This is a genomic window from Streptomyces sp. NBC_01433, assembly GCF_026340105.1.
Classification (GTDB): Bacteria; Actinomycetota; Actinomycetes; order Streptomycetales; family Streptomycetaceae; genus Streptomyces.
The window spans coordinates 220287-236903 of sequence record NZ_JAPEPM010000003.1 but is presented as its reverse complement, the minus strand read 5'-3'; the positions used below and the strand labels follow the sequence as shown (position 1 = coordinate 236903).

Genomic DNA, 16617 nt, shown 5'->3' with positions numbered 1-16617 from the left:
TCACGCCAACATTTCGAACGAGTGACGAAATATCGAACAGAGCTGGGGGCAACTGCCGTGCGCATCACGGGAATCAGCACTCACGTCGTCGGAACGCCCTGGCGCAATCTCACCTATGCCGTCGTCCGGACCGACGAGGGTCTCACCGGTGTCGGTGAGACCCGGATGCTCGGCCGCACCGACGCCCTCGTCGGCTACCTCCGCGAGGCGGCGGCCAACCACATCACCGGTTCCGACCCGTTCGCGGTCGAGGATCTCGTACGGCGGATGAAGTACGGCGACTACGGGCGGGCCGGCGAGATCGTCATGTCGGGCATCGCCGTGGTGGAGATGGCCTGCTGGGACATCAAGGGCAAGGCCCTGGGCGTCCCGGTCTGGCAGCTGCTGGGCGGCAGGGTCACCGACCGGGTCAAGGCGTACGCGAACGGCTGGTACACCACCGAGCGCACTCCCGAGGCGTACCACCGGGCCGCCCGGACCGTCATGGACCGCGGCTACCGGGCCCTGAAGATCGATCCCTTCGGAACCGGGCACTACGAGCTCGACCGGGCGGGCACCACGTACGCGGTGTCGCTCATCGAGGCGGTACGGGACGCGATCGGCCCGGACGCCGAACTGATGCTGGAGATGCACGGGCGCTTCAGCCCCTCCACGGCGGTGCGGCTGGCGAAGGACCTGGCCCCGTTCCGTCCGGCCTGGCTGGAGGAACCGGTGCCGCCGGAGAACCTCGACGCGCTCAAGAAGGTGGCGGACAAGGTGGATCTTCCCATCGCCACCGGCGAGCGGATCCATGACCGGATCGAGTTCCGCGAGCTGTTCGCCTCCCAGGCCGCCGACATCATCCAGCCGGACGTCGGCCACATCGGGGGGATCCTGGAGACCCGGAAGCTCGCCGCGACCGCCGAGACGCACTACACGCTCGTCGCCCCGCACAATGTGGGCGGCTCCGTCCTGACCGCCGCCTCGCTCCAACTTGCCGCCTGCACACCGAACTTCAAGATCCTTGAGCACTTCAACGACTTCGCGGACGCGGACATCAAGCAGGTGGTCAGGGGCGCGCCCCGGGTCGATCCCGACACCGGCTGCTTCGAGGTGTCGCACGCACCGGGCCTCGGGGTCGAGCTGGATGTGGACGCCGCGGCCGAATTCCCCCAGCAGAGGGCCCGGTTCGACCTGTGGGCCGAGGGCTGGGAGCGGAGGGCGCCGAAGTGAGCCGCGCACTGGTCGTCGGGCGGCCGGGCGAGTACCGCCTGGTGCGCCGCGAGGTGCCAAAGCCGGGGCCGGGAGACGTACTGGTGCGGGTCGCCGCCGCCGGGATCTGCATGAGCGACCGCGAGGCGTACGACGGGCACCGCGACACCGGCCATGTCCGCTATCCGGTCACGTTGGGCCATGAGTGGTCCGGCACCGTGGAGGCGGTCGGCGCGGGCGTGGACCCGGCGCTCGTCGGCCGCGCGACCGTCGCCGAGGGGTTCAGGTCCTGCGGGACGTGCGAGCGCTGCCGGTGCGGCGAGACCAGCCTGTGCTCCGGCGGGTACGCGGAGACCGGGTTCACCGAGCCGGGCGCGTTCGCGGACCATCTGACGCTGCCGGCGCGGTTGTTGCACCCGTTGCGCGACGACGCGGACCTGCGGGCCGCGGCCCTGCTGGAGCCCGCCGCCGTGATCGCGGCCGCGGTACGGGCCGGGCGGCCGCGCCCCGGCGAGCGGGTCGCGGTGGTCGGCGCGGGCACTCTCGGGCTGCTCGCGGTACAGCTGCTGTCCGCCTCCTCCCCCGCCGCACTGACCGTGATCGACCCGCGGGTCCCGCGCGGCGAACTGGCCCTGCGGTTCGGGGCGAGCGAGGCATGCGTGCCCGAGGAAGCGGAGCACGGCCGCTTCGACCTGGTCGTGGAGACCGCGGGCGCACCGGCCACGGCGGCGTCCTCCTGCCTGCTGGCGCGCCGGGGCGGACGGGTCGTACTGACCGGGATGTTCACGCCCGGCGCGACGGGCATCGATCCGGTGCATCTCTCGCTGAGCCAGCTGGAGGTGCGGAGCATCTTCGGTGCGCCGTCGTCCGCCTGGTCCGAGGCAGTACGGGCCTTCGGCCTGGGGCTGCTCGACCCGGCGCCGCTGATCACCCACGAGTTCCCGCTGGAGCGGTTCGGCGAGGCCATCGCGCTGGTCGGCGGCGGGGACCCGGAGACCGGGAAGGTGCTTCTCCGGCCGTAGTCCGGGCACCACCGGGAGCGAGCCGGGTCACCGCTCCGGCGTGGCTTGTTCCGCCGCCCTCGCGCCCCCGCACGACCCCCCATCCGAATGACGCCCCGAGATACCGGACAAAGGAGTCCTGTGAACGCCTCCCACGTACCTCGCCGCCCCGGCGTCGCTGCCCTGGCCCGCATCGGCCATCCCTCCCCCGGCGTCGATCCGGCCGACGCCTCACCGCACTCCTTCCCGGACGGCGGCACCTGGCGCACCGAGATCCCCTCGGTGGAGGGGCCCGAGGCGCTGGCCGTCGTACTCGCGGAGAGCCTCCGCCTGGATGTGCCCGTCCACCGCGTCAGTCAGGGCAGCGGTATCTGGATGCTGACCGACGACGAGATCTCCGGGATGGCGGAGTCCTGCGCCGAACGCGGCATCGAGCTCTGCCTGTTCACCGGTCCACGCGGCACCTGGGACATCGGCGCGGCCACCCGCACCGACTCGGGCGGTGGCGGGCTCCGCGCCCGCGGCCATGACGCGCTCGCCGGCTGCGTCGAGGACGCCCTGCGTGCCACCGGCCTCGGGGTGCGCTGCCTGCTCGTCGCCGACGAGGGCGTGCTGTGGACGCTGCACCGGCTGCGCGCCGCGGGACTGCTGCCGGACGGCACCACCTTCAAACTGTCCGCGCTCACCGGTCCGGTCAACCCGGCCGCGTACTCCGTGTACGAGCGGCTCGGCGCGGACTCCCTCAACGTGCCCTCCGACCTGACCCTGGACCACCTCACCGAGATCCGCCGGGTCAGCCGCGCCCCGATGGACCTCTATGTCGAGGCCCCCGACGACCTCGGCGGCTATGTCCGGATGTATGAGGTGGCCGAGCTGATCCGGCGGGGCGCGCCGCTCTATCTGAAGTTCGGCCTGAGCAGATCTCCGGCCATCTATCCCTACGGTGCACAGCTGCGTGACCTCACGCTCGCCACCGCACGTGAGCGGGTGCGGCGCGGTCGCCTCGCTCTCGACCTGCTGGCCCGGCACGGGGCGGACGGCGGGATGTCGCCGCTCGGCTCCCGGCTGCCGGGCCCGCTCCGGCGCTTTTCCGTCCAGGAAGGGGACTGACCCATGCGCACGCGTACTCCTCGTATCGCCACCGCGGCAGCACTGGCCGCGGTGCTCACGCTCTCGCTCACCGCCTGCGGCCAGGAGGCCAGGGGCGGCAGCCGCTACCGGGCCGACGACGGCACGACCGGCACCATCGGTCTGGCGATGCCCACCAAGTCGTCGGAGCGCTGGATAGCCGACGGGAAGAACATGGCCGAGCAGTTCCGGCGCGCGGGCTACCGGCCCGACCTCCAGTACGGCGACGACAAGGTGGAGAACCAGGTCGCCCAGCTGGAGAACATGATCGCCAAGGGCCACCGGCTGCTGGTGGTCGCCGCGATCGACGGCTCGGCGCTCACCGATGTGCTGGAGCGCGCGCACGACGCGGGCATCCCCGTGATCTCGTACGACCGCCTCATCATGGGCACGGAGAACGTCGACTACTACGCGTCCTTCGACAACGAGCGGGTCGGCGAGCTGGAGGCGACGTACATCGTCGGCCGGCTCGGGCTGAAGCGGAACAAGGACACCTTCAACATCGAGCTCTTCGCGGGCTCACCGGACGACAACAACACCAAGTACTTCTGGAACGGCGCCATGAAGGTGCTGAAGCCGTACATCTCGGCGGGCCGTCTCGTCGTACGCAGCAAGCAGACCGGTCTGAACCAGGCCACCACGCTGCGCTGGGACGGCGGTACGGCGCAGAAGCGCATGGACGACCTGATCAGCAAGAACTACGGCGACGCGCGCGTGGACGCGGTCCTCTCCCCGTACGACGGGATCTCGATCGGCATCATCTCGGCGCTGAAGAGCGCCGGTTACGGCAGCGGGGACCAGCCACTGCCGGTCGTCACCGGCCAGGACGCGGAACTGGCTTCGGTGAAGTCGATCATCCGGGGCGAGCAGACACAGACCGTCTTCAAGGACACCCGCAAGCTCGCCGCGCAGGCGGTCCAGATGGGCGACGCCGTCCTCACCGGCAAGAAGCCCGAGGTCAACAACACCAAGGACTACAACAACGGCAAGAAGACCGTGCCGTCGTATCTGCTGGACCCGGTCAGTATCGACAAGTCCAACACCCAGCTCCTGGTGAACGAGGGGTACTTCACGGCGGGGCAGCTCACGTGACGGGCCGCCCGGTCCTTGAGATGCGCGGCATCACCAAGACCTTCCCCGGCGTCACCGCACTCAGCGAGGTCTCCCTCACCGTGCGCCACGGGGAGATCCACGCGATCTGCGGCGAGAACGGCGCGGGCAAGTCGACACTCATGAAGGTCCTCAGCGGCGTCCATCCGCACGGCAGTTACCGGGGCGAGATCCTCTTCGAGGGCGAGCCGGTGGCCTTCAGGGACATCCGGGCCAGCGAGCGGCAGGGCATCGTGATCATCCATCAGGAGCTGGCCCTGATACCCCACTTGTCCATCGCGGAGAACATCTTCCTCGGCAATGAACAGACCTCCGCGCGTGGCGTCATCGACTGGAACGAGACGCTGCGCAGGGCGAGCGAGCTGCTGAGGCGGGTGGGGCTGCGCGAGAACTCGCAGACCCCGGTCACCGATCTCGGCGTGGGCAGACAGCAACTGGTGGAGATCGCCAAGGCGCTGTCGAAGGAGGTGAAGCTTCTCATTCTCGACGAGCCTACGGCCGCCCTGAATGACGAGGACAGCGCGAAGCTGCTCGATCTGATCCTGGAGCTGCGCGCGGAGGGCATCGCCTGCATCATCATCTCCCACAAGCTGAACGAGATCAGGCAGATCACCGACTCGGTGACCATCCTGCGCGACGGACGGACCATCGAGTCCCTGACGGTCCGTGAAACTCCGCAATCGAAACCGGGGTTGTCCGAGGACCGGATCATCCGGGGCATGGTCGGCCGCGATCTCGACCACCGTTTCCCCGACCGCACCCCGTACGAGGGCGACGACGCCGGGGCACTCGCGTTCCAGGTGCGGGGCTGGACGGTACGGCACCCGGTCGACCAGCAGCGCACCATGGTCGACGATGTGTCGCTGACCGTGCGGCGCGGCGAGATCGTCGGGGTCGCGGGCCTGATGGGCGCGGGCCGCACCGAGCTGGCGATGTCCGTCTTCGGGCGCAGTTACGGACAGTACGTCGCCGGGACGGTGGAGGTGGGCGGGCACGAGGTGGCCACCAGGACGGTCTCCGCGGCGATCGACGCCGGTATCGCGTACGTCACCGAGGACCGCAAGCGGTACGGCCTCAACCTCATCGACACCATCACCCGCAATGTATCCCTGGCCTCACTGCCCGGCATGCGGCGTCGCGGTGTCGTCGACGAGCACCATGAGCGCCGGGTCGCCGAGCGCTACCGCACCACCATGAACATCAAGGCGCCGACGGTCTTCGAGCAGGTGGGGCGGTTGTCCGGCGGCAATCAGCAGAAAGTCGTCCTCAGCAAGTGGATCCACGCCGACCCCGAGGTGCTGATCCTCGACGAGCCGACGCGCGGGATCGACGTCGGCGCCAAGTACGAGATCTACACCGTCATCGACCGGCTCGCGGCGCAGGGGAAGGCGGTCCTGTTCATCTCCTCCGAGCTGCCGGAGCTGCTGGGGATGTGCGACCGGATCTACACGATGGCCGAGGGCCGAGTGACCGGTGAGGTCGCCCGCGACGAGGCCACGCAGGAAGTCCTGATGCGCCAGATGACCCTGAACAGAAGCTGAGGTCCCGTCATGACCACCGTCACTCCCCCGCAGGGCACATCGGCCGTGCCACCCGCCGCGGCCTCGGCCGGTGCGCTGATCGTCCGGAGCATGCGCTCCCACATGCGCCAGTACGGCATGCTCGTCGCCCTGGTCCTCATCGTCGCGCTGTTCCAGATATGGACCGACGGCACCCTGCTGCTGCCGAACAACGTGTCCAATCTGATCCAGCAGAACGGCTACATCCTCATCCTGGCCATCGGCATGATGATCGTCATCATCGCGGGCCACATCGATCTGTCCGTCGGCTCGCTCGTCGCCTTCGTCGGTGCCATGTCGGCCGTGATGATGGTGAAGCACGACATGCCATGGGTGCTCGCCCTGGTGCTGGCGCTGCTGATCGGCGCGGTCGCCGGTGCGTGGCAGGGCTTCTTCATCGCGTACGTCGGTATCCCGTCCTTCATCGTGACGCTGGCCGGCATGCTGCTCTTCCGCGGTCTGACCCAGATCGTGCTGGAGGGCCAGTCCCTCGCCCCGTTCCCCGAGGGCTTCCAGAACATCGCCAAGGGCTTCATCCCCGAGATGGGCCCCTACACGCAGTACCACAACCCGACCCTGCTGATCGGCCTCGCCGTCCTCGCCCTCCTGCTCGTCCAGGAGTGGCGCGACCGGCGCCGACAGCTCGCCTTCGCACTTGAGGTGCTGCCGGCCGGGCTGTGGGCGCTCAAGTGCGTGGCGATCGTCGCGGCCGTTGTCGCCTTCACGCTGACCCTGGCGAGCTTCCACGGGGTGCCGGTGGTGATGCTGATCATGTGCGCGCTGCTCATCGGCCTCGGCCATGTGATGCGCAACGCGGTGATCGGCCGTCATGTCTACGCGCTGGGCGGCAACAAGGCGGCGGCCGTGCTCTCGGGCGTCAAGGACAAGCGCGTCACGTTCCTGGTCTTCGTCAACATGGGGGTGCTGGCGGCACTCGCGGGCTGTGTGTACGCGGCACGCCTCAACGCGGGCACCCCGCAGGCGGGCCTCAACTTCGAACTGGAGGCCATCGCGGCGGCGTTCATCGGCGGCGCGTCCATGAGCGGCGGCGTCGGCACGGTGATGGGTGCGGTGATCGGCGGCCTGGTGCTCGGCGTGCTCAACAACGGCATGTCGCTGGTCGGCATCGGCACCGACTACCAGCAGGTCATCAAGGGGCTGGTGCTGCTGGCGGCGGTCGGGTTCGACGTCTGGAACAAGCGCAGGGCCGGTAAGTGACCGCTTCTCCCGCGAGGCCGCGAGGCACCGCGGCCGCCTCCGGAGCGGAGAGACCGTGCGCGTGGAGGTGCCACGGCTGTTCCCGGCCCCGGCGGTCACCCACGAGGAGGTCTCAAGCCGTCGAGCAGGGCGCGCAGCACGGCGAGGCGGTGGGCGCGGAGGCGGTCGTCCGCCTTCGAGCCGCCCGATGGGCGCAGCGCCCGGCGGGTCGCGTGGATGGCCAGTACGCCGAGGATCAGCCGGACCAGCGCGCCGCTGATGACGACGACCGCCGGCACCCACGCCGCATGGCTCAACTCCATGAAGAGCATCTTCGATCACACCTTCATCGGTCGGGAGTCCCGGTCTAGCGCGATCGCCCGACGACGCGCCGCCCCGCAGTCGCGCGGTACCGGTCCGCGCGGGGGTATCTCCGCGCGGCTGCGCCCCTTTCCGCCGAGCGCGTGCCGGGGAAGTATGCGGCCATGGCAAACGTGAATGAGCCGCGCGCCCCTTGGAGTAAAGGGCCGAAGCGCGATCTTCCCTTCCCTTACGACCGGGACCTGTCCGGGGTGCTGCGCCATCTCAACCGACGCACCCGCACCTTCCGGTCCCGGCTGGCGAACGACCCGGTCACGGCCGCGTACCTGGCGGCCGGGATGCGGCTGCTCGGGCGGCACCTCGGCCCCGGCTCCCCTGGCCGCGCCCACGGCGAGCGGCCCTTCCTCAGCTTCCTCTCCCAGCGCGCGATCGCCGCCGAGGTCGCCAACAACCCCCGGCCGTTCCCCCGGCAGGGCACCGTCGCGATGCTGCGGGACCGCTGGAGCGCCCAGTCGGAGTTCGTCGCCGATCTGATCAGCTTCGCGGTGTGGCGGGAGAACTACCGGCCGGAATACCGGGAACAGCGCGCCGCGAACACCGAGAAGCTGGTGAGCGGGCCGGACTTCGTCCGCGCGGTGCACGAGACGGCGTACCAGCACACCGCCGAGGGCGCCGCCATGCCCTCCGTCCGCCTCGGGCTGGCCCTCATGACCGCCGCCGAGGGGGACGAGGAGATCATGCGGGCCGTCTCCGCCATGTACGAGGACTATCTCGGTTCCTGGAAGGAGCTGTACAGCGCGGTGATGCGGGAGCGCGGCCTGCGGCTGCGTCCGGGTCTCACACTCGACGACCTGGCCGACGCGCTGTCCGCGACCACCGACGGAATGACACTGCGTGCCATCGGTGACCCCGGCTCCGGGGTCGTCGACCACGAGAGGCGCCGCTCCCTCATGGGCACGGTCGCCCTCGCCGTGATCCACGGGTTCCTCGAACCGGACGAGGATGCGAGCGGTCTCACGCTGGAGCAGGCCGTCTCGGCGAGATTCGACACCTGACCGGCGCGTAGGGACGGGCCTTGGGCTGGGCCCATGTGCATCTCCGTGGACCAGGCCGAATTCTCCGGATCCACTCTGTACGCCGGGCGGCTGCGTCACCCTCTCCACGGGCTGGTCCATGTGCTCGGCTACCAGAACACCGCGGTGAATCTGGCCGACGGCCCCAACGCCATGCTCCTCCATCTCCCCGCGTACCGGATGGGCCGGGAAAACTTTCTCGCGGCGGGGCGCAGTTCGGACGTTCTCGGCCGGATGGTCGACGCCGTCCGGCCGGTCGCCGCGGGCATGGCGTCCGACATCGCGTGGATGAGCTGGGGCGCCGGTGATGGAGTCGAGGTCTTCGACCACGACATCTACACGGTGCTGCTGGCGTCCGACGCCACTGCGCTGCCCGCCGCACTCGCACGGGTCCCGTCCCACAAGCGCCCCGAACTGAACCCCCGTCTGCTGCGCTACGCGGACCGCTACCCGGGGCACGCCATCGTCGTGTGCTGCTTCGACATCGCCGGGGCGGCCCGGGCCAAGCCGCTGATCATGTGGTACTCACCGCACGACCCGGACCGGCTGACCCTTCCGGCGCTGGACTGCCATACGGGGGAGCCGCCCGAGTTCACCACCGAGGTCGCGGTGGACCACTGGGTGCTCTTCGGCACCGACGAAGCCCCCGAGGGGTGGGGCGAGTTCGTCGACCACGACCCCCGCATGCGCCACCGGCTGCGCCAGTTCCTGCCCGACTCGGTGATGGGGGCCCCTTCGACGGTTCGCTGCCCAACGGCGATTTCTCCCTCACCCACGGCGATCTGCTCGCCGGGAGACTGGACCGAATCCAGCGCCTTCAGCCGTCCTCGTGAGGGCGTTCCGCGCCCGCCGCTACCGCCCGTCGTCCTGCCAGTCGCTGGCCGGGTAGTCGACATAGCCGCCGGCCCCGCCGATGTAGTACGTGGCCGGGTCGCCGGTCGCCAGATCGCGGCCCAGGGCGAATCGGGCGACGAGGTCGGGGTTGGCGATGAAGTGGGCCGCGAAGGACACGGCGTCGGCGGTTCCCGCCTCGATGAGGGCGTTCCCGGAGTCGCGGTCGAAGCCGAGGTTCGCGATCAGCGGGCCGGCGAATCGTCGCCGGTAGCGCGCGAAGGCGTCGAAGTCGGGGGTGGCGCCCGGGGCGGCGAGTTCCCGCCCCCGGAGGTGCAGATACGCGACGGGACGGTCGTTCAGCTCCGTCACGAGTTCGTCGTAGTCGGCCAGCGTACGGTCATCGGCGGTGAACCGGCCGCCCGTCCAGTACGGCGAGAGCCGGACGCCGACGCACTCTCCGCGCCACGGTTCGGCGACGGCGTCGATGATGTCGAGCAGCAGCCGCCGTCGGCCGGCGCGCCCCGCGCCGTACGCGTCGGAGCGGCGGTTGAGGCGCGGGTTGAGGAACTGCGGGATGAGATGGGCGCCGAGGGCGTGGACCTCGACGCCGTCGAACCCGGCGCGCCGGGCGTTCCCGGCGGCGTCGCGGTAGTCCGCGATCGTGCTCCTGATGTCCGCGGCGGTCATCGCACGTGGGGTGACGGTGTCCTTGAACCCGTTCGGCGTGTACGACCTCTCGTGCGGATCGATTGCCGACGGACCGGCGGGCAGGGCTCCGCGCAGATGGTCGGGGTGCGAGGCGGCGCCGGTGTGCCACAGCTGCATCACGATGCGGCCTCCGAGGGCGTGGACGACGTCGGTGACCCGCCGCCACCCGGTGATCTGCTCCTGGCTGTAGATGCCGGGTACGCCCGGGAAGCCGATCGCCCGCTCGCCGACCCAGGCCCCCTCGGTGATGATCAGCCCCGCGGCTGCCCGCTGACCGTAGTAGGCGGCGTGCATCTCGGTGGGCACCAGTCCGTCGTTGGCCGCGCGAGCCCGCGTGGCCGGGGCCATCACCACCCGGTTGGGCAGCGACAGGCCTCCGAGATCCACCCGGCGCAGCAGCGGCTGTCCGAGCGCGGTGACAGGGGTTGTGCTCATGGTGCGGCTCTCCTCGTCATACGGTCGGCAGGTGCCAGATGCCCTGCCGCTTCGGCGCGATCGTGCGCCTCGTAGGGTCGACGGGGCGCGACGGCGAAAGGTGACCGATGGACGAGCAGGACCGGCTGGCAGAACGGTTCGAGGCGCATCGCGGGCGGCTGCGGGCGGTTTCCTACCGGCTGCTCGGGTCGCCGTCCGAGGCCGAGGACGCCGTCCAGGAAGCCTGGCTGCGGTTGAGCCGCGTCGACCCCGACAGCATCGGGAATCTGGCCGCGTGGCTGACGACCGTCGTGTCCCGTGTGTGCCTCGACATGCTGCGTTCCCGCACCTCACGTCGCGAGGAGCCGGCCGGGGAGCACCTTCCCGACCGGTTCGCCGACGGCGACGAGGGAGGTGACCCCGAGCAGGAGGCTCTGCTGGTGGATTCGGTCGGCCGCGCCCTGCTCGTGGTCCTGGACAGGCTGGGGCCCGCCGAGCGGATCGCCTTCGTGCTCCATGACACGTTCGCCGTACCGTTCGACGTGATCGCTCCCATCGTGGAACGCACACCGGTCGCCACGAAGAAGCTCGCCAGCCGCGCGCGTCACAAGGTCCATGGCACCCCTGCCGTCACCGGTGCCGAGCTGGCCGCGCACCGCGACGTGGTCGATGCCTTCCTCGCCGCCGCACGCGGCGGCGACCTGGGCGCCCTGCTCGCGGTACTGGCCCCCGACGTCGTACGCCGGGCCGATCCCGCCGCCCTGCCGCCGGGCGCGGCGGCCGTGGTGCGCGGCGCGCGGGCCGTGGCGGAGGAGACCGTGCTGCTCGCCCGGAACTCGCTGTTCGCGGCACCGGCACTGGTGAGCGGAGCGGTGGGGATCGTCGTGGCCCCGCGCGGGCGACTGCTTCTCGCTCTCACCCTCACGATCGAGGACGGCAGGATCGCGGCGTACGAGGTGATCGCCGATCCCGACCGCCTTCAGCGGCTCGAACTGGCCGTTCTCGACGCGCGCCCCTGACGGGCGGCACCCCTGGGGTGCGGGTCGGACCGTGGCGGCCGGCCCGCTGTCCCGCGCGCCCAGCCCGTCCAGGACCGGATCGGCCGACGACGTACGCGGCAGATCGTCGTCCAAGGGCTCGCGGGTCAGCGGCGCTCGGCTGTGCAGGGGGGCGAGCAGGGCTTCGAGGGCCGGGCGCGGGTTCGTCCCGGCCCGGAGTTCACCCCGGGCGACGCCACGCTCGATCATCACCCCGGCCGGCAGGATCCTCGGTCGCCACGTCCACTCGCGTACGCCAAGAGCTCCTCGACGCGGGGCTGTTCACCGGCCGCGGGACGACCGCCCGACCGTGTCCTGCGCGTCGACGGCCGCGAGCACCGTGTCGACCAGCGCCTCGACGGACCGGCCGCCTCCCGCGTCGATACGATCGAGTCCCAGCCGGTCGACGGCGTCCAGCATGAGCGTCTGATAACGCTCGGTGCGGGCCAGGAACTTGTCCATGAGGTGCCGTTCCTCCGCAGTCGCCGTCTCGTAACGGCCCGCATCACGCACCCGGGCGCGCACGATGCCCGCGTCCGACGTGAGCCATACGGCAGCGGTGTTCGATGCCGATGTCGTCGCGACCCGGGAGGGCCAGAGAGCCGACCCCTCCAGGACCAGGCCCGGCCTGTCACCGCTCCCTGCCGCATGGGCCGTGATCAGTTCCTCGACGCGGGGCCACAGCCGTTCGTAGTGGTCGAGAACGGACGTGAGCAGCTCATCGGCCGTCAACGACCGGTAATGCTCGGCCACATGTTCCGGTACGTCGTGATCCGGCGTCCGCCAGGGCCGCCCCGGGTGGCGTGCCAGCCCGTCCGTCGACAGGTACGCGAATCCGAGCCGCGCCGCCACCGCCCGGCCGACGGTCGACTTGCCGACATTCGAGGTTCCCCCGATCAACACCACACGCACGCCTCGCATGCCGACAACCCTAAAGGCTGTCCCGTAGCCCGGTGCCGCCGCACCGACGGCACCCCATCGGTCACACGCCCCGATCTCCTCCTGCGGCAGACCCCGGCCCGCCTCCAGGGACATACTCAGTACGCCCACTCGTCAGCTCACCAGCTTCGGAGGCATCGCCATGACCACGCCACCCAGGACGCCGCAGGACGCCGTCAAGGCAGCGGGCGCGAGCACGGAGGCGGCGACCCGGCTGCTGGAGCGGGTGGCCGCCCGCCTCGGCGGCAGGGCCGCTGTGTCGGCCGTCTTCGGAGAGCCGGTCGTCCGCGAGGACGTGACCGTCATCCCTGTGGCCTCGGCCAGATTCGGCTTCGGGGGCGGCGCCACGCAGGAGGACGGTGACGGGAAGTCGAACGAGGGCGGCGGCGGGGGCGGCGGCGCGACGGCCCGGCCCCTCGGGTTCATCGAGATCAGCAAGGGCACCGCGGTCTACCGCCCGATCCGTCCCCCCTGGGCCGACGCGGTCATCCCCGTGGCTCTGCTCCTGGCCGCGGTCGCCGCTCCCCGAGCCGCCCGTGCGTTCGCCGGGCCCGGGCGCCGGAAGATCTAGAGACAACACCGTCGGAACGTCCCCGGACCGGCCGGATGCGGTTCCGCTGCCCCGGCCGGGGCAGCGTCCGCGAGAAATCCTTTGCCGACGCATCCGTGGCATGGCAGCGTGCGTCGCATGTTGCCCCAGCGTCAGATACGCGCCCAGTACGACGCTCGTACGATCGTCGTCTATCAGGCGTACTCGCCCGCGGTCGCGACTCCCGCTGTGCGCGCCAACCGCTTCGTGCCACCGTTCTCGTTCACTCGCATGACGTGGATCAAACCGTCGTTCCTGTGGCTCATGCATCGCAGCAACTGGGCGCGGAAATCAGGGCAGGAACGCGTTCTCGCCGTACGGATCACCCGGGAGGGGTGGGAAGAAGCCCTGTCGCAGGCTGTCCTGACAACGGCCGATCCCGCGCGCGTCGCCCGAGCGCCGGTTCATGTCCAGTGGGATCCGGAGCGTTCACTGCGCGGAGCGGCACTCAACCACTACAGCATCCAGGTAGGGGTGGGCAGGGGGCTGATCCGGACGTTCGCCGACGAGTGGATCGTCGACCTCACCGACATCACCGCGCAGGCCCGCAAGGTCGCAGGGCTCGTACAGAGCGGGAACGCCTCGAAGGCGCAACGGCTGCTCCCTCCGGAGCGCATCTACCCGGCTCCCCCGGCCTGCGCCGAGCGCCTTCGCATCGACGCCTCGGCGTGAGGCCCCCGCACCCGTACGCGCGACCGTCCGCGCACCCGTGAATTCGGGGGCTTCGGCGGCCGTCCCCTGGCATGATGCCCCGATGCGTGATCATGAGCGGGCAACGCCTTCACGGACGGCCGACGAGCGCGACTCGTTGACCGGATTCCTTCAGTACCAGCGGGAGACGCTCACGATGAAGTGCGCGGGCCTGACTGCCGACCAGTTGCGGAAGAAGGCGGTCCCGTCGTCCGGACTGTCCCTGCTCGGGCTGGTGCGGCATGCGGCCGAGATCGAGCGGAGCTGGTTCCAGGTCGTCTGGAACACGGAGGACGTCCCCGCGTACTGGCCGAGGAAGCCCGACGGCACGTTCGCCGATTTCGATGTGGACACGGCCGATCCCGATGAGGCGTTCATGTTCTGGCGGACGGCCTGCGCGCGGTCCCGGGCGATCGCCGAATCCGTCAACTCCCTCGACACCAGCGTGCGGTGGCGCGACGAGGTGTTCAGCCTCCGCTACGTCCTCACCCACATGATCGAGGAGTACGCCCGCCACAACGGGCACGCCGATCTGCTGCGTGAAGCCATCGACGGAGTCACCGGAGAGTAGTCGCCGCCCCGCGAGGGGGCGTCCAGCGAGAGGCGGCGAGGCGGCGTCCGGCGCACCGGCTCGTTCCTGCACCCACCTGCTCATGCGGCGTCAGATCACGCCAATTCCTGACCGTTCAGGATTCATTGTCGGCCGTTTCTGACTGTTATCCGTCATGAACGTAGACCCTGGATTCAGCCGAGGCAGGATGGCCTGCGTGATGGGCAACCTTCCCGTCGTGAGGACCAGTTTCATCGGCCGCAGCGGCGAACTGGGCAGCATTGAACGGGCACTCGAAGAACACCGGCTGGTCACGCTCACGGGCAGTGGCGGGGTCGGAAAGAGCCGGCTGGCACTGCGCGCGGCCGACCGTGCGGAAGACCGCTTCCCCGACGGCGTTTGGTGGGCCGATCTGTCCCATCTCCACGACGACCAGCTGCTCACCACGACGGTCTGCGACGGCGTCGGGCTGCTGGACCACAGCTCGCGCCTCCCCGAGGACGCGCTGCGCGAGTGGCTGGCCGACCGGCGGCTGCTGCTCGTCCTCGACTGCTGCGAGCGGGTGCTCGCTTCCTGCGGCCACCTCGTGGACGAACTCCTCGCCGCCGCGCCGGGGCTGACCGTCCTCACCACCAGCCGCCAGCCGCTCGGCATCGCACGCGAGCACTGCCTCGACGTGCAGCCGCTGCCCGCGGGCGACGACGGGGACGAAGCGGTACGTCTGTTCCGCGACCGTGCCGCGACCGCGGCACCCCGTCTGGCGCTCGACGACCCGGGCACCGCCATGGCCATCGAGGAGATCTGCCGCCGCCTCGAAGGGGTCCCGCTGGCCATCGAGCTGGCCTGCGCGCGGCTCCGCGAGAGCAGCACGGAGGAGATCACCGGCCGGCTCGCCTCCCGGCTCGACGCCCTCACCGACGAGGCCCGGTGGCCCCGCCACCACCGGGCGCTGCGCACCGCGATCGGCTGGAGCCACGAACTGTGTGAGCCCCTCGAACGCCTCCTGTGGGCCAGGCTCTCCGTCTTCCGCGGCGTCATCGGGACGGCCGACGCCGCGGCCGTGTGCTCCGGCGGTCCGCTCACCGCCGACGCGATCGCTCCGGCGCTGGAGAGACTCGCCGCCCGGTCCGTGCTCCAGCGGGTCGGTGAGGGGTACCGGATGCTCGACACGCTGCGCGAGTACGGCGCCATGTGGCTCACGGAACTGGCGGAGGACGCGTCCCTCGCGGACCGGCACGCCCGGCATTTCGCGACCGTCGCGGCGCAGGCCCACGCGGGCTGGCTCGGCCCGTCCCAGGTCGCCTGGTACCGCAGGATCGCCGACACGCACGCGGATCTGTGCGCCGCCCTCGACCACCTGCTGGCCGAGGACCCCGCGAAGGCCGTCGAGATGGCCGGCTGCACGGGCCTGTTCTGGAGTTGCTGCGGCTACCTGCACCAGGCCCGCGTCTATATCGAGCGGGCCCTGGCCCTGCCGCTCTCCCCCGGCCCGCACCGCACCCGCGCGCTCTGGGCCCTCGGGATCACGCTCACCCTCCAGGGCGACCACAAGGCCGCCCGGCGGGTCGGTGAGGAGTGCAACCGCGCCGCGCGGCGCGACCAGGACGCCGAATCCATACTCTCCGCCGCCCACTCCATCAGCTTCACCTATCTGATGATGGGCCGTCCGCAGACCGCCCACTCGGTGAGCGACCACGCCCTGCGTCATCTGCCGGACAGTTCGCGCGACGCCCCCTCGCACATGCGCTGCAGGGTGATAAGGCTCTTCGCGCTCTCCGCGCTCGGCCGCCTGGACGAGGCGTACGAGGAAGCCACCCGGCTCCAGCAGATCAGCCTGAGCCACGGCGAACACTGGGCCCGTGCCTACGCCGACCACCAACTCGCCCTGATACACCTGCTGCAGGGCCGACCGCGCCATGCCGAGACTCACGCGCGTGCCATGCTCGCGAGCAAGCACACCCTGCACGACAGCCTCGGTATCGCCCTCGGTCTCGACCTGCTCGCCGGGGCCATCGCCGCCCAGGGTGACGGAGTCGAGGCGGCCCGTACGTCCGGCACGGGACACACGTACTGGCGGATGATCGGCCACCCCCATCGCGGCACCCCCGAACTCGGCGCGATCCGCGAGCGGTGGGAGCGCCAGGCGCGGGAAGCCGCGGGCGACACGGCCTACGAGCGGGCCTACCACCGCGCCTCGGCCGACGATGCCGAACGTGGCCTGGCCCATGCCCTGGAACGGCAGTCCCCTCCCTGAGGGCTGTCCCTTCCGCCACTCA

15 protein-coding genes and 1 pseudogene are annotated in these 16617 nt (G+C 70.6%); 12 read left to right on the top strand and 4 right to left on the bottom strand.

The features are described 5' to 3' along the window. The first annotated feature begins 57 nt into the window (after nucleotides 1–57). From OG413_RS37855 to mmsB, 6 genes are all read left to right on the top strand, one after another. Nucleotides 58–1212, top strand: a complete 1155-nt coding sequence (locus OG413_RS37855) for a mandelate racemase/muconate lactonizing enzyme family protein (protein WP_266813655.1) — start codon at nucleotides 58–60, stop codon at nucleotides 1210–1212. Then, the gene (locus OG413_RS37850) at nucleotides 1209–2213 is read left to right on the top strand and encodes a zinc-binding dehydrogenase (protein ID WP_266813654.1); all 1005 of its coding nucleotides are present in this window, start codon (nucleotides 1209–1211) and stop codon (nucleotides 2211–2213) included. Before OG413_RS37855 ends, OG413_RS37850 begins: the two co-directional genes overlap by 4 nt. A gap of 87 nt (nucleotides 2214–2300) precedes the next feature. Continuing rightward, entirely contained in the window at nucleotides 2301–3302 is a 1002-nt protein-coding gene (locus OG413_RS37845) for a hypothetical protein (protein ID WP_266813653.1), read from the top strand. 3 nt (nucleotides 3303–3305) lie between these two features. Continuing rightward, nucleotides 3306–4412: a multiple monosaccharide ABC transporter substrate-binding protein gene (chvE, locus tag OG413_RS37840; RefSeq protein ID WP_266813651.1), complete on the top strand. Its 1107-nt coding sequence runs from the start codon at nucleotides 3306–3308 to the stop codon at nucleotides 4410–4412. Between the two features lie 20 nt (nucleotides 4413–4432). After that, nucleotides 4433–5971, top strand: coding sequence for a multiple monosaccharide ABC transporter ATP-binding protein (mmsA, locus tag OG413_RS37835; RefSeq protein WP_266814275.1), 1539 nt, complete (start codon nucleotides 4433–4435; stop codon nucleotides 5969–5971). A 9-nt stretch (nucleotides 5972–5980) separates the two neighbouring features. After that, complete coding sequence (gene mmsB, locus OG413_RS37830) at nucleotides 5981–7207, top strand: multiple monosaccharide ABC transporter permease (protein ID WP_323137997.1); 1227 nt, start codon at nucleotides 5981–5983, stop codon at nucleotides 7205–7207. 95 nt (nucleotides 7208–7302) lie between these two features. Here the strand turns inward: mmsB and OG413_RS37825 are convergent, their stop codons facing one another. Beyond that, complete coding sequence (locus OG413_RS37825; protein WP_266813649.1) at nucleotides 7303–7509, bottom strand: hypothetical protein; 207 nt, start codon at nucleotides 7507–7509, stop codon at nucleotides 7303–7305. Between the two features lie 162 nt (nucleotides 7510–7671). Here OG413_RS37825 and OG413_RS37820 point away from each other — a divergent pair, with 162 nt between their 5' ends. Further along, nucleotides 7672–8562 (top strand): hypothetical protein, encoded by an 891-nt coding sequence (locus OG413_RS37820; protein WP_266813647.1) that lies wholly within the window; start codon nucleotides 7672–7674, stop codon nucleotides 8560–8562. Nucleotides 8563–9432: 870 nt separating this feature from the next. Here OG413_RS37820 and OG413_RS37815 read toward each other — a convergent pair. Further along, entirely contained in the window at nucleotides 9433–10557 is a 1125-nt protein-coding gene (locus OG413_RS37815) for an alkene reductase (protein ID WP_266813645.1), read from the bottom strand. A 107-nt stretch (nucleotides 10558–10664) separates the two neighbouring features. Here OG413_RS37815 and OG413_RS37810 point away from each other — a divergent pair, with 107 nt between their 5' ends. Then, nucleotides 10665–11555 carry a sigma-70 family RNA polymerase sigma factor gene (locus OG413_RS37810; protein ID WP_266813643.1) on the top strand — a complete coding sequence of 297 codons (891 nt, stop codon included), beginning with the start codon at nucleotides 10665–10667 and terminating at the stop codon, nucleotides 11553–11555. A gap of 105 nt (nucleotides 11556–11660) precedes the next feature. On the opposite strand, the pseudogene OG413_RS47010 reads toward OG413_RS37810, so the two are convergent. Further along, nucleotides 11661–11816, bottom strand: a pseudogene (locus tag OG413_RS47010) (TetR-like C-terminal domain-containing protein); the annotation flags it as partial. 39 nt (nucleotides 11817–11855) lie between these two features. Beyond that, nucleotides 11856–12494: a hypothetical protein gene (locus OG413_RS37805; protein WP_266813641.1), complete on the bottom strand. Its 639-nt coding sequence runs from the start codon at nucleotides 12492–12494 to the stop codon at nucleotides 11856–11858. A 160-nt stretch (nucleotides 12495–12654) separates the two neighbouring features. Between OG413_RS37805 and OG413_RS37800 the strand changes: the two genes are divergently transcribed. The 4 genes from OG413_RS37800 (at nucleotide 12655) to OG413_RS37785 (ending at nucleotide 16595) form a co-directional block, all read left to right on the top strand. Beyond that, nucleotides 12655–13083, top strand: coding sequence for a GerW family sporulation protein (locus OG413_RS37800; RefSeq protein ID WP_266813639.1), 429 nt, complete (start codon nucleotides 12655–12657; stop codon nucleotides 13081–13083). 117 nt (nucleotides 13084–13200) lie between these two features. Continuing rightward, the gene (locus OG413_RS37795; RefSeq protein ID WP_266813637.1) at nucleotides 13201–13773 is read left to right on the top strand and encodes a DUF4291 domain-containing protein; all 573 of its coding nucleotides are present in this window, start codon (nucleotides 13201–13203) and stop codon (nucleotides 13771–13773) included. Nucleotides 13774–13855: 82 nt separating this feature from the next. Then, nucleotides 13856–14362, top strand: coding sequence for a DinB family protein (locus OG413_RS37790; RefSeq protein ID WP_266813635.1), 507 nt, complete (start codon nucleotides 13856–13858; stop codon nucleotides 14360–14362). A 199-nt stretch (nucleotides 14363–14561) separates the two neighbouring features. Next, nucleotides 14562–16595 (top strand): NB-ARC domain-containing protein, encoded by a 2034-nt coding sequence (locus OG413_RS37785; protein WP_266814271.1) that lies wholly within the window; start codon nucleotides 14562–14564, stop codon nucleotides 16593–16595. Nucleotides 16596–16617: the final 22 nt, after the last annotated feature.